This window comes from Dictyobacter sp. Z7_2, assembly GCF_057551105.1.
The window spans coordinates 2,931,842-2,944,318 of sequence record NZ_BAAJPE010000002.1; the positions used below are offsets into that span (position 1 = coordinate 2,931,842).

General features: G+C 49.0%; 10 protein-coding genes. 6 read left to right on the forward strand and 4 right to left on the reverse strand.

From position 1 onward, the window contains the following. Window positions 1–233: 233 nt before the first annotated feature. The 4 genes from AC27N8_RS25890 to AC27N8_RS25905 all read left to right on the forward strand — a co-directional run bounded on the left by AC27N8_RS25890 (window position 234) and on the right by AC27N8_RS25905 (window position 6,531). A complete protein-coding gene (locus tag AC27N8_RS25890) occupies window positions 234–3,533 on the forward strand; it encodes a winged helix-turn-helix domain-containing protein (RefSeq protein WP_487070822.1) in 3,300 nt (1,099 codons plus the stop codon). A 288-nt stretch (window positions 3,534–3,821) separates the two neighbouring features. Continuing rightward, entirely contained in the window at window positions 3,822–4,988 is a 1,167-nt protein-coding gene (locus AC27N8_RS25895) for an FAD-dependent oxidoreductase (protein WP_487070824.1), read from the forward strand. Window positions 4,989–5,020: 32 nt separating this feature from the next. Beyond that, window positions 5,021–5,815 (forward strand): alpha/beta fold hydrolase, encoded by a 795-nt coding sequence (locus AC27N8_RS25900; protein WP_487070826.1) that lies wholly within the window; start codon window positions 5,021–5,023, stop codon window positions 5,813–5,815. 257 nt (window positions 5,816–6,072) lie between these two features. Then, window positions 6,073–6,531 (forward strand): hypothetical protein, encoded by a 459-nt coding sequence (locus AC27N8_RS25905; RefSeq protein WP_487070828.1) that lies wholly within the window; start codon window positions 6,073–6,075, stop codon window positions 6,529–6,531. Here the strand turns inward: AC27N8_RS25905 and AC27N8_RS25910 are convergent. Next, window positions 6,528–7,946 (reverse strand): polysaccharide deacetylase family protein, encoded by a 1,419-nt coding sequence (locus AC27N8_RS25910; RefSeq protein WP_487070830.1) that lies wholly within the window; start codon window positions 7,944–7,946, stop codon window positions 6,528–6,530. The genes AC27N8_RS25905 and AC27N8_RS25910 overlap by 4 nt on opposite strands. 311 nt (window positions 7,947–8,257) lie before the next feature. Further along, window positions 8,258–9,688, reverse strand: a complete 1,431-nt coding sequence (lpdA, locus tag AC27N8_RS25915; RefSeq protein ID WP_487070832.1) for a dihydrolipoyl dehydrogenase — start codon at window positions 9,686–9,688, stop codon at window positions 8,258–8,260. A 521-nt stretch (window positions 9,689–10,209) separates the two neighbouring features. Between lpdA and AC27N8_RS25920 the strand changes: the two genes are divergently transcribed. After that, a complete protein-coding gene (locus AC27N8_RS25920) occupies window positions 10,210–10,389 on the forward strand; it encodes a hypothetical protein (protein WP_487070834.1) in 180 nt (59 codons plus the stop codon). Between the two features lie 129 nt (window positions 10,390–10,518). Here AC27N8_RS25920 and AC27N8_RS25925 read toward each other — a convergent pair whose 3' ends face one another. Next, window positions 10,519–11,229, reverse strand: a complete 711-nt coding sequence (locus AC27N8_RS25925; RefSeq protein WP_487070836.1) for a metallophosphoesterase family protein — start codon at window positions 11,227–11,229, stop codon at window positions 10,519–10,521. A gap of 207 nt (window positions 11,230–11,436) precedes the next feature. On the opposite strand from AC27N8_RS25925, the gene AC27N8_RS25930 reads away from it, so the two are divergent. Beyond that, the gene (locus AC27N8_RS25930; RefSeq protein ID WP_487070838.1) at window positions 11,437–11,928 is read left to right on the forward strand and encodes a metallophosphoesterase family protein; all 492 of its coding nucleotides are present in this window, start codon (window positions 11,437–11,439) and stop codon (window positions 11,926–11,928) included. A 56-nt stretch (window positions 11,929–11,984) separates the two neighbouring features. Here AC27N8_RS25930 and AC27N8_RS25935 read toward each other — a convergent pair whose 3' ends face one another. Beyond that, complete coding sequence (locus AC27N8_RS25935) at window positions 11,985–12,467, reverse strand: hypothetical protein (protein ID WP_487070840.1); 483 nt, start codon at window positions 12,465–12,467, stop codon at window positions 11,985–11,987. Window positions 12,468–12,477 lie beyond the last annotated feature (10 nt).

Below are 12,477 nucleotides of genomic sequence, written 5' to 3' on the forward strand. Positions count from 1 at the left end.
GCGATGTCCCACTCGACGTACGATCAGGCAGGCTACCGTGGCACGCCGAGATCCAACTTTCTCGTACGAGTCACAGGGACATCGCACGCGAGTGTGCGACGCTACGTCTTCGCTTCGCTCGACCTTTTTCGGCGGGAGCGCGTCCATATTACCTAACATATATGTATGTGCTATACTACGCTGCGTAGAGCTTGTTAGGTAATATGCATATATCTCTCAGGGCGAGGAGGCACATGTCCAGGCACGCAACCTATATGCTGAGATGGTCAGAGGAGCAGCAGGGCTATCAGATGATGGGGGGATCTGATGAAGAGATTCCGCAACCGGTCAGTCAGGAATGGTTGAACTGGCTGAATAATCTGAGCTCATTCGCGTTTGTCTGTCGCTCGGGAACATACTATACAGCACGAAAAGAGAAACTACGACGTGGCGGAGTATATTGGTATAGCTATCGCTCGCATCGAGGCAAGACCCTCAAGTACTATATTGGCAAACCTACCGATATTTCGCTCGGCCGTCTGGAAGAGGTCGCAGATCGTTTGACGCGTGAGCATCTACTCTCATCTTCAGAGGCGCTCCTGCATGCACCAATAACTAACGGCGCAACAGAGAGCAAGGCACTGGAGACCAGACAGCCTACGACACTCGCACAATGGGACAACGATGATGCACCTGAGTCGTTTGCAGTGCCGATAATGCCACTCCTGATCTCGAAGCTGCATCCGCCACATCTTCCATCGCCCCTGATCACGCGCCCAGATGTCTTTGCCCGACTCGATACAGGGATGGCGTACAAGCTTACTCTACTCTCAACCCCGGCCGGCTTCGGCAAAACGACTGCTGTCAACCATTGGTTGACTGAGCGTGCAACACATAGTGCCTCAACCGTGGTTGAAGAGACGAGCCATGCTATCACTACGCATACCTGGGTGACGCTGGATAGAGGAGATAACGATCCTACACGTTTCTGGCGCTATCTCATCGCAGCTTGCCAGCGCTTGCATTCTGATATTGGACATCGTACCCTGTCCCTGCTGCTCTCTGCTCTTCAGCCGCCTTTTATGCTTCCTTCGCAGGAGATGATGCTGACTTTTCTGCTCAACGACATCGCTCACTATGTCAGCAATGGATTGCTCATCCTTGACGACTATCACGTCATCACAGAACCAGGTATTCACCATATGATGACCTTTTTCCTCGATCATCTGCCCACCTCGCTACACATACTTATCCTGACACGCAGTGAACCTCCATTACCGCTGGTCCGTTGGCGCGCCAACGGCGAATTGTACGCTATCCAGACCGCTGACCTACGCTTCTCACCTGAAGAAACGGCTTCTTTCTTGCACATGGCCCTCTCGCCTGTACAGGCCCGGACACTTTCAGATGAAGCGATCAGATATATAACCAGAGGTATGGAAGGTTGGGCCGCTGGCCTGCGCCTACTGTTGCTCACGATGCCAGGACAGGCGGAACGTGGCGAGATTAAGCAGAATCAAGCAATCTTTTTGCGTAGTCCCGAGCACCTCAATGAGAATCCATCCCCTCATCCTCAACGCGTCATTGTGGAGTATTTTATTACGGAAGTGCTCAACGCTCAGTCTCAGCCTCTCCAATATTTCCTGCTTCAGACCAGCATCCTCGGCCGTCTCACTGGTTCGCTCTGCGATACTCTGACTGGGCAACAGAATGGTGCCGAGCTTCTCAGGATGGTGGAACGGGCCGGGCTCTTTCTTGAAGCTCTAGATGGTGCCGAGCAAGGATTGCAGTGGTATCGCTATCATAACTTCTTTGCCGAAGCAATGTATCGTGAAGCTCTCGTACGTCTGGGTGAAGCGCAGTTGCGTCTCCTGGCGCAGTCAGCCAGCCACTGGTATGAGCACCATGATATGTTAACGGAAGCAGTAGATTCAGCCTTGAGTGCTCAGGATTTTAACCGTGCTGCCGTTCTGATTGAGCGTATTTATGAGACAACAAATTTCTATGAAATGCAAACGCTCTTGCATTGGATAGAACGCATCCCAGAAACAGCCCGGTCCCAGCATCCTGATCTCTACTTTTACGAGGCATTGTCGCTTCTCTTTACTCATGCCGATAATGAAGCCATTCCTCTTAACCCAAGCCGCATAAATGAGCGGCTTCAATTGGCCGAGGATGGCTGGCAAGCCAGCAGAAATCAGGCCAAATTTGGGGAGGCCTTTGCCTTTCGGGCTCTGCTCCTGTGGTGGCAAGGGGAGGCCGGTCAAGCCATAACATATGCAAAGCGGGCGCTTGACTTGCTGTATGACGTACCCTTATTGTTACAAGAACGCGTCGTACAGCGGGCGCAACTAGAGAAGATGATGTGGCGCAGTATCTGTCTGGCTCATATTGGCATGGAGATAGTAGGAGGAGGTGGCAGCCTGGATGAGGCTCGCCAGATGCTTCAAGAGGCTCGCATGTATAGCGATCATTCAGGTAATAGGAATTTCACTCGTGCGGTAACTCTTATGTTTTCTTCAATCCTCCTACTCCAGGGTGAATTATCCCTCGCAGCTCAATATAGCCAGCAGGTGCTCTCTGAGGCCAGAGCAACGCAAGATTGGGGCGATAGTATCAATGCGTTACATAAATTAATGGGTATCGCATATGAATGGAATGATCTGACGACATTGGAGCAGCAAGCAAACGAGATAGAAGAGCTAAGCATGCATCCAATCAAGGAAGTATGGCGTAAAGTGACACAGATCTACTTCGCACTGTTGCACCATCTACGTGGTGAGACGAAAGAAGCTCTACAGCAGTTAACAACCTTGCAGGCGCAAGCAGACTTAATCCCTTCATCTACTGTGTTGCCACTCCTGTTCAATGTATACAGTTGGCAGATTCGACTCTATCTTCTGCTTGATGATCTGCCAGCAGCACAGCGCAGCCTGCAAGCACTGAGCCGTCACGAATCTCTCTTTTCCACGCTCTACCATGAGCAATGGCAGTTATTACAGGTTCGTCTCTTATTGGCGCGGGGAGAGACACTAGATGCCCTTGCGCAGCTTGAGTCCTTGCTAACTATTACACGCAACAGGCAACGTATACGTGAGTCGTTGGAGATCCAGGTGCAAATGGTGCTGGCCTATGCCGCCTGTAAGCGTGGACATGAAGCTCGACAAATGCTTCGTCAGACACTGAAGCAAGCTCAGAGCGAGAATTATATACGCCTCTTCCTTGATGAGGGGAGGCCATTGATGGTTGTGCTGCGCTCACTGCTCCCTACAATACAGGAAAAAGGGTTGCATGCCTATGCACAGCATCTTCTTACGGCAGCGGAGACCTCGCTACAGAGCACTCAGACAGCTCTTCCTGATGAACTGCTTTCCATACAGGAGCGGCGAGTATTACGGCTCCTGGCCGCTGGACAGACTAATCCTCAGATGGCGAATGAACTGGTCGTCTCGGTGAATACAATCAAGGATCACATTAAGAACCTGTATCGTAAGCTTGAAGTAAACAATCGCCTGGAAGCGAGCGAGGCAGCTCGCCGCCTGAAACTCTCCTGATCTTCTTACTTGCCTTTCCAAAAACCACCCGTTACAACCACCTGCATGGATGGTGCCTCATACGCCACTTACCTTCTATACTTATGCCAGATCAATAAAAAGGTGCAATGAGAATAATATAAACCTTTTGTAAGAGCCTGGTGGGCGGTTACGCCTACGATTTTTCACAGTTACTACAAGAATTCTAAGAGTATGAATTCTATCTTTTTCGGCGGAGAGCATAACGCTTACTCTGGTAAGTGTGGTAGCGCTTGCTTGAACCGTCTGCATTTTAGGGAGAAAACAATCATGATGACAACGAATAAAAACCCTCGTATCGCTATCATTGGTGGAGGCCCTGGAGGCTTGACGCTTGCACGTGTACTTCAGACACGCCATATGAGCGCCACTGTTTTTGAACGAGAGAAACACCCTGATGAGAGACCACAAGGTGGAAGCCTAGATCTACACCCCGATTCTGGTCTTCTCGCTGTCCATCTAGCCGGACTGGATGAGCAGTTCCGTTCCATTGCACGCTACGAAGATCAGGGATTTCGTATCATCAGCAAAGAGGGAACGATTCTTTTCAATGAAGAACAAAATGAGGAGCCGGGAGACCGTCCTGAGGTGGATCGTACTGCCTTGCGCAAGATGCTGTTAGACTCATTAGCTCCAGGAGTAGTGCGCTGGGGACAGAACCTCCGCTCTATTCATCAAACCGATGATGGAACGTATGAGTTGCTCTTTGAGAATGGTTTGAGCGAAACATTCGATCTGGTCGTCGGCGCGGATGGTGCCTGGTCACGAGTGCGTCCACTCGTATCGAGTGCTACACCTTACTATGCGGGCGTGACGTTTATTGAGGTCGGACTAGATGATGTAGATAACAAGCATCTCGAACTGTCTCGACTTGTCGGCCATGGCATCATGTTTGCGCTGGGCGATCAGAAAGGCATGATTGCCCAACGCAATGGGCATGGACACATTAGAGTCTATGCAACCCTACTTATTCCTGAAAATGAGGGGGCCATCACAGGTTTTGATGCCAACAATTCCCAGATGGCACGTACCTGGCTGCTTGACCAATTCTCTGGTTGGGATTCTAGTCTGCTGGATTTGATTAAAGATGGAAACGATCATTTTATCCGCAGGGGTGTGTACATGCTTCCTATTGGGCACCGTTGGGATTTTCGCTCTGGAGTGACTCTGCTCGGCGATGCAGCTCATTTAATGTCCCCATTTGCCGCCGAAGGCGTTAACTTGGCTATGTTAGATGCCGCCAATCTTGCCTGTGCACTCAGTGACTCTCAAAACTTTGACGATGCGGTGCGTAGCTATGAGCAAACAATGTTCCCACGTGCAGAAAAGGCAGCAAAAGATGCTGATGATGGCCTTAAGCTAGTCACTTCTCCAAGCGCAGCCACAGATATGACCGCTGTCTTTAGTCAAATGTCCTCTTTCGAGCCTGCTTCATAACATAAAAAAAGATTATACCGAAGGTGAATTACATGAATACTAATGCTTCTTCCGCCACAACGCGAAGAGAATCTTTTACTAATGATTTAACCGTACGTATCGACGAGCAAGGGAACGGTCGCCCCATAATTATCCTGCACGGTGCTGCCGGTCCACAAAGTGTGTCCAGTCTGGCCGAAGCCATGGCGAAAAACGCTCACGTGCTTACAATCACCCATCCAGGCTTCGCGGGAGAGCCGCGCCCGGAATGGTTCACTGGCGTTGACGATCTTGCAATTACCTATCTCAACCTGCTTGAACGTCTCGACCTGCGAGATGTTATCGTCATCGGTTTATCCTTTGGAGGCTGGATTGCCTCTGAGCTAGCTGTTCTAAGTGAGCGCCTGAGTGGTCTTATCCTCATTGATGCAGCAGGTATCCAGGTCGAGGGGATCGAGATCCAGATGCCTACCAGAGCTCCTGGCTCCCCCTCGGCCCCCGATGTTTCTCAGCCAGGTCCCGATTCTGCTCCTCGTAATCCTGGGCAGGATGCGCCACGACCCGCAGGTCGCCCGGCAATGGCGGTATATACGCAAAATGGCCTGATTAATCCGAAGTTACAGCGCCGTCTGGCCAGTGTAAAAATACCAGCCCTTGTTGTCTGGGGAGAGAATGACCCTATTCTGCCTTCAGACTATGGACGTGCCTATGCCAATGCATTTCCCCACGCACATTTTGTCCTCATCCCAGAAGCTGGACACTTTCCCCAACGTGAGCAACCTGAACGCCTCCAGGCTATCGTACAAGAGTTCATCAACGGTATCGAGGCCTCACCGATCGTAAAATAATTCCTGGTGCGATTCATACACAGTAAGGTCGAGCGAAGCAAAGGCACCGTAGCGTCGCTCGACCTCTTTCTGCCTTCTGTGCCAATTTAAAAGTCCTATGAGTGAAACATCTTTCTATGCATCGACGTAATATTGTTTGTGTACATCCGAAAAAGTATCGGGCCTCGCGTATAGTGAATGTATACAACAAAGATAAGTTTGATGTGGCAATTTTTTTAAGCCTGGGGCGTTTAGATATTCAGAGGGAGGTAGGAAAAATGATGCTTTATCGTATCGCATTTTGTATTGAGCAGGTACAAACTCCGGTTTCACATAAAGAGCAGAATACTGGTAACTGTCAGGCGTTGACCCAACAAGTATTTTGGATCTGGCGCTCGACGATACTGATGTCGCCGCATGCACTCTTGACCTTGCTGCGTGCGTACCGCTATGTGCCGCATAATCAGATCCGCATATTTTTTGCCTCCTCGGAGTCTGAGATGGATGAGATGCTGGTTCGTCAGAATTCGGGACAGATCTCTACGTCGGTGACGGCAGATCAATTTCTCACCGGCAAGTATATTAACACGATCGAGGTACGACGACTGCGCTGCGAGTTGAGCCTGGGAGACGATCATGATGAACCTTATGTCTTTGAGTTGCCGCCATCCAGTGCTTTACGCCTTGCCTGGACAAATCTGCTGGCACGCAGACAACGAGGCGAATTAGAAAGCTAAAATAGCCCTGCCATTTCCGCCTCGAACTCTGTGATGGTTTCACTTCCCTGCACGCGGATGCGCTTGAGATCAAATGGCTCTGTATTTGTCTGTTGCGTCGTGTTGATGACTGGATCATTGCTTGCTCCAACATAGCCAGTGGCGTTGAGGAGCTGAAAGACGTTTTGTACTTCGATCTGTGTCGTGATCAACGCTGTGTTTTTGTTGAGTGGATCACCGGATGGATAGCAGAATTGTTGGATGATGGTGTGCAGATGATTTTCAAGCGTCTGTTTTGATTGTGTGAGTTCATGTTGCGCGTCTGCTGGTGATGATTCCCAGACGTCACCAAGTGCTCGGTGATCGATAGTATGGGAGCCTATCTGCATGCCGTTCGCGAGCATTTCTCGTAGCTGTGTCCAGTCTGCCTGCCCTTGCCACCCCACTTTTCCTGTAATGATATAAAACATGCCCGTGAATTTGTGTGCCTTCAAAATTGGATAGGCATGGGTATAAGCATCGACGTAGCCATCATCGAAGGTGAATATGATAGGTTTTGTGGGGAGGGGGCCATGATAGTAAAGTGCGTCAAAGAGCTGATTGAATGTGATGCTGTGATATCCCAGTGATTGAAAATAGTCCATTTGCTGTGAGAAGACGGTAGGTGTGACTGAGAGGCCCGGCCTGTAACTGTAAGGATTGTCTTTGTCGGCGGCTGGCACTTCTGAAATGTAATGATACATCAGAATTGGCACATCAACTGTTTGGACGGCCGGGGCGGTTGGTGGTAGGATGGGTGCCTCCAGATCAGCTGGTCCTCCGCTCAGAATGAGCCATTGCAGGCTTTTATCCGGTCCGATCCCGATAGAGGTTTGTTGCACGATAAAGGGCACATTGCGATACAGCCTGCTGGCATGCTGGCTGGCCTCCGAGATAGACTCTGCTCCATTCCCGTTTTTCGGCGTTAGTTGTAAGGAGATGGGAAGCTGGAGCACTTGATGATACTGTTTCATTGTTTCTGGATTTGTCCAGGATGATTGTGTCGTGCTGTTGCCGAGCGAGAAGCCTTTGAGCGAGAAATCATTGAAGCGATTGTGCCAGTATGTGACAAAGGCTGCTTCGTTGGGCCACATGTTCTGGACATCAGGATGCAGCATTGACCACATGTTGTCGTAGTGTTTGCTGATCAAGGCTGTCATGTAGCGTTGTGCCAGGGGAACTGCGGCTGATTGAGAGACAGTAAGCGGCTTTTTGTGCTTGTCGTGAGGTGCGGCATCTACTTTTGTCGTGCTTGATGGCGGCTGATTTAATCCAAATAACGAGTAAGATCCGCTTGCGCTGGTCATGATCAGCAAGATGAGCGCTCCCCACATCACTATACGTGTGCTCCAGAGGCGTATCTGCGTGGAGTTTTTTGTCCTGACAACACTCATCATTTCCTCCTGAAATAGAATCCTTCCGTGCTTTTGTCTATGAAAATCATACTATAATCACATCCATATATTCCATTTTATGTACATTCCTTGGCTAAATATCCTATTGCGATCAAGCACATGTGCAGTATTTTAGTAAATCCATCTGTGATCAGGCGCGTAAGCTTTATCTTTGACATATGTCATATATACAAAAAAGCTGTATGGCACTTTTTTAAGATACCATACAGCTTGATAGACGTATTGATGATTACTATAGATAGTTGCCAGCGTTCAACCAGCACTATATCTTTAGACGTGTTACTGCTTACGACTTAGCGTGCGCGTGCGGCGACTTTCTGTTTTGGGGGAATGTGGATGGGATGCCCTTCAGCTGCCAGCACGGCTTCACGCAGTCCTTCGCTGAGCGTTGGATGCGGATGGATGGTCTCAGTGAGCTCATCGACAGTTAACTCGCCGCGCATGGCCAGCGAATATTCTGTGATCAGATTCGTGGCGTCGGGACCAATGATATGTGCTCCCAGGAATTCTCCGTATTTGCCGATGATGACTTTGGTAAAGCCCTCGGTCTCGCCCATCGCGACCGCTTTGCCGATGGCGGCCCAGGGGAAGCGCTCAACGCGTACCTCTGGATATTTTTCGCGTGCCGCTGCTTCTGTCAGGCCAACGAAGGCGATTTCTGGAAAGGTATAAATTGGATTAGGGATGACATCATAGTTCATCTTGAGCGTATGACCGGTAGCGTTATCGGCTGCAATTTCGCCTTCGGTTGAGGCAACATGAGCCAGTCCCGCGCCATGGATCAGATCGCCAATGGCATAGATGCCAGGAAGATTCGTCTCCATGTGATCATTCACCAACACGCGTCCACGATCGGTATTCAGTCCCTGCTCCATCAGCTGTTCGAGACCACCTGTGCTCGCACGACGGCTGACCGCGATCAAGACGTATTCAGCGTTGAAGTTTTCCTGACCTTTGGCGGTCGTTGTGATGACCTTTTTCTGGCCATTCTCTTCTTCAATACCTTCGACTTTAGCGTTGGTAACGATGTTGATGCCGCGTTTGCCCAGGATACGGACGAGGAGTTTGCGTACTTCTTCGTCGACGGGAGCCAGGACGTTCGGGAGCATTTCCAGGACGGTTACTTTTGTACCCAGTGCGCTAAACATGCAGGCAAGTTCAATTCCAATCACACCACCGCCGACGCAGATCAGGCTTTCCGGTGTTTTTGGCAGGTTCCAGCACGTATCGCTATTCATGACCTTGTCGCCATCGATCCCCGGCATCGCTGGGATGAATGGGACCGAGCCTGTAGCCAGGATGATTTTGTCGGCGCTGAATTTCTGTTGCTGACCATCTTTTGTCACTGTGACATTTTTGGATGCATCAACACTGCCAAAGCCATCGAACACATCGACATTATTGCCCTTCATCAGGAGGCCGACGCCGCCGGTCATCCTCTTCACCACTTTATCTTTAAAGGCGACCGCTTTCGGCATGCTAAAGACTGGAGCTTGCGGTAGCGTGATACCTAGCTCTTCGATGCTGTGGGACATTTGATAGAGTGTTTCGGCTACGTGGAGCATGGCTTTGGATGGAATACATCCCACATTCAAGCATGTGCCACCAAGGTATTGCTTTTCAACAATCGCAACTTTTGCACCTCGTTGGGCTGCTCGAATGGCAGCTACGTAGCCGCCAGGACCAGAACCAATGATCGCAACGTCATAATGAGTACTCGTCATGAATTTCTCCTCTAATTCGTATGTTCTCATTCATCTTGCAGCAGGTAGGACCTACGTAGAAGCAGAAAATTTGTCACCCTCTGATGGAAGGTGTGCCTTCGCTCATTACATTGTATGCATATGCGAAGCAATACTGTGCGTGGAATGCACATCTCTTCTGTAAATGAATGGGTACAGATGATTGTGTTGTTATTCGTCTTTATTTATATCCAGGATAAAGAATATGTTTCGTTATCCCTTGAATACATTGTCAGGTTCTTCGTCAGTATATCACTTTTCTCTCTATCTCGATATAAGCGCCCGACGGCGTGCAAACGCTATCACCTTTTTGGCCTATTGCAATGACGTAAAAGAAAATGGAACGTATGAATAATTGCAGGGAAAATTTCTTCTTTTTCTGCTTACGTTCGATTCACATTGACTGTCTGGGAAGAGAGCAGGCATATATACTGGTTGACGAATGCCTGGATGGGTGGAAGTGAATACATTTCATACGGAATTATATGACCGGGGGTTGTACGATGGCAACAACAGGTGAATTGCGTGCAATTATTGAGGATTTAGAGTTGGTTGATGTTGGTGATGCGGCGATCTATTTGGGCGAGGACGCTCTCGACGAAGATGGAGAACCCGATATGACTGCGTTAACTCTAGCCAGCTGTTTAAGCTATATTGCATCAAATGATGAGAGCGTTTTTTAATTTTTTTAGTGCATGTTCAGCTATCATTTTCTTTTTATAAAATTTATGCTGAGTTATGATGACCGGAGCCTGCTTCCATCCAGTGAAGTAGTTCCGGTCATTGCTGTATACATCCTACTCAACAAAGCATCAATATTTAGCCGATGTCAGAATTTTGATACGCCTATCTGCTGTTGGCATCTCATACTGTCTAATCTGTTTGACGACCGCTTTGATATCATAAGGGATGCGGCGATGTTCAACCTGCCAATTGTTGTTCTGCCAGCTCAGGATAGCATACGAGGCACGTATATCGCCATCTCGGGGCAGACCACAACTTCCGACATCCACCAGTAACAACTTTCGCCATTGTCGCACATAGGCCACATGATAATGTCCAAATGCCAATGTACTAATGGTTGGAGGCAACTCCTGGCACATCTCTTCGATTCTGCTATCGGTAGTGGTGGGAAAGATGGCTTCATCCTGGTTGAGTGGATTGGCATGCACTACCAATAGATCCTTTCCCTGCGGGTTTGAGACAAGATGGTAAAAGGGTAATGATGCCAGATAATCAATGCCATCAACGCCGATCTGCTCGCGTGTCCAGACGATCACGCTCTGCTTTTTGGGACCCTTTTTGGACGTCTGATTGACGATATCCAGATCAGTGTTTCCCTGAATCACGGGACAGCGCAGGCTTTGGAGCGTTTCTAAAACTTCTTTGGGACGGGGACCATTCAGGCAGAGATCCCCGGCGATAACGATCTGATCAATCGATGCTTGTTGGGTGAGGTCTTCAAGGACGGCATCGAGTGCAATCTGATTGCCGTGTATATCAGATAGGATTGCAATACGCATGTGATATCCTGATTTGAGACATTATTTTAAATGCCTCTCCTCTCTAAATTGGTGTAACTCATTAAATTGGTACAACTCATCCAGTCAAGGTCTTCAATGCTCTGAGTGAAGCGGCTATGATTCAGCTTTAGCTTAGGATTAATCTAGATTGGCCGACGTGGATAGATACCATCTCTAATATATCTCAAAATGCTGGAGGAAACAAAGATGCAACATCGAATCGGAGTCATATCGGATACCCATCTGCCCAGATTCAAAAGCATCCCGGAGGCTGTCTGGGAGCATTTTGCCGACGTCGAGCTGATTATCCATGCAGGAGACTTATCTGTTCTCTCAGTCGTGACCCAACTGGAGACTCTCGCGCCGGTCGTAGCCGTCCAGGGCAACGTCGAGCAAGATGAAGTGATCGCCACGCTACCGATCAAGAAAGAGATACAGGTCGGCGGCTGTAGAATCGGCATTGTCCATATTCTCGGCGAAGCTCGTCATTATCCTCAGACCGCACGACGCGAATTTCCCACGGCGCGCATCGTGATCTTTGGTCACAGCCACAATCCTTACAATCAGGAGCATGATGGACAACTCCTCTTCAATCCTGGCAGCGCCACCGATCGCCGACGGCAGCCCACATGCAGCATTGGATGCCTTGTCATCGACGACGAAGAGCAGTCTGTACAAGGAGAGATTATACCTTTGTGAAAAAGGGGATATTTCTTTAATATCCCCTTTTTGGGACAAGGTTATATGGCTGAAAATTACGCACCCTTAATTAAGCGCTGGACCTCTTGTTCTGACCACGGAGTAAACTTTGAGGCTTGGAGGGGATATTTGTCTTTCAATTCATATTTATTGTCTAGCACATTTCTTCCCACATAAATGTTTCGGCGCTGAAAAGGTGCCAATGCTTGCATATCGGGCTGGTTAGCGGCAGAAGGAAGAATCCAGGGCTCTTTGAGGAAGTAGACGTCCTGATTGACCCATTTCGGACAAGGGAATGATGTTCGGATGCATAATTCCTCTACAGTTGCAGCACAGAATGCAGCCCATCGCGGCTGCATTTGGATGTCATGCTCCGTAGGAGGCTCCGTGATCAACTCGTGCCGATGATCTTTTGCATAACTCCACCAATCGTGTAAAAAGTTCCCAATTGCAATCCATGGATCATCATTATTATCCTGGCTGATACTTTCTAAAACTTGTTTAATGGGATGAATGTTATAAGGAAGTGGCGATTTCATGGCGTTCTCC

What these genes read in the sequence shown, in the direction of transcription:
- AC27N8_RS25935 (WP_487070840.1), bottom strand. Translation starts at nt 12,467, where the DNA reads ATGAAATCGCCACTTCCTTATAACATTCATCCCATTAAACAAGTTTTA.
- AC27N8_RS25890 (WP_487070822.1), top strand. Translation starts at nt 234, where the DNA reads ATGTCCAGGCACGCAACCTATATGCTGAGATGGTCAGAGGAGCAGCAG.
- AC27N8_RS25900 (WP_487070826.1), top strand. Translation starts at nt 5,021, where the DNA reads ATGAATACTAATGCTTCTTCCGCCACAACGCGAAGAGAATCTTTTACT.
- lpdA (WP_487070832.1), bottom strand. Translation starts at nt 9,688, where the DNA reads ATGACGAGTACTCATTATGACGTTGCGATCATTGGTTCTGGTCCTGGC.
- AC27N8_RS25925 (WP_487070836.1), bottom strand. Translation starts at nt 11,229, where the DNA reads ATGCGTATTGCAATCCTATCTGATATACACGGCAATCAGATTGCACTC.
- AC27N8_RS25895 (WP_487070824.1), top strand. Translation starts at nt 3,822, where the DNA reads ATGATGACAACGAATAAAAACCCTCGTATCGCTATCATTGGTGGAGGC.
- AC27N8_RS25920 (WP_487070834.1), top strand. Translation starts at nt 10,210, where the DNA reads ATGGCAACAACAGGTGAATTGCGTGCAATTATTGAGGATTTAGAGTTG.
- AC27N8_RS25910 (WP_487070830.1), bottom strand. Translation starts at nt 7,946, where the DNA reads ATGATGAGTGTTGTCAGGACAAAAAACTCCACGCAGATACGCCTCTGG.
- AC27N8_RS25930 (WP_487070838.1), top strand. Translation starts at nt 11,437, where the DNA reads ATGCAACATCGAATCGGAGTCATATCGGATACCCATCTGCCCAGATTC.
- AC27N8_RS25905 (WP_487070828.1), top strand. Translation starts at nt 6,073, where the DNA reads ATGATGCTTTATCGTATCGCATTTTGTATTGAGCAGGTACAAACTCCG.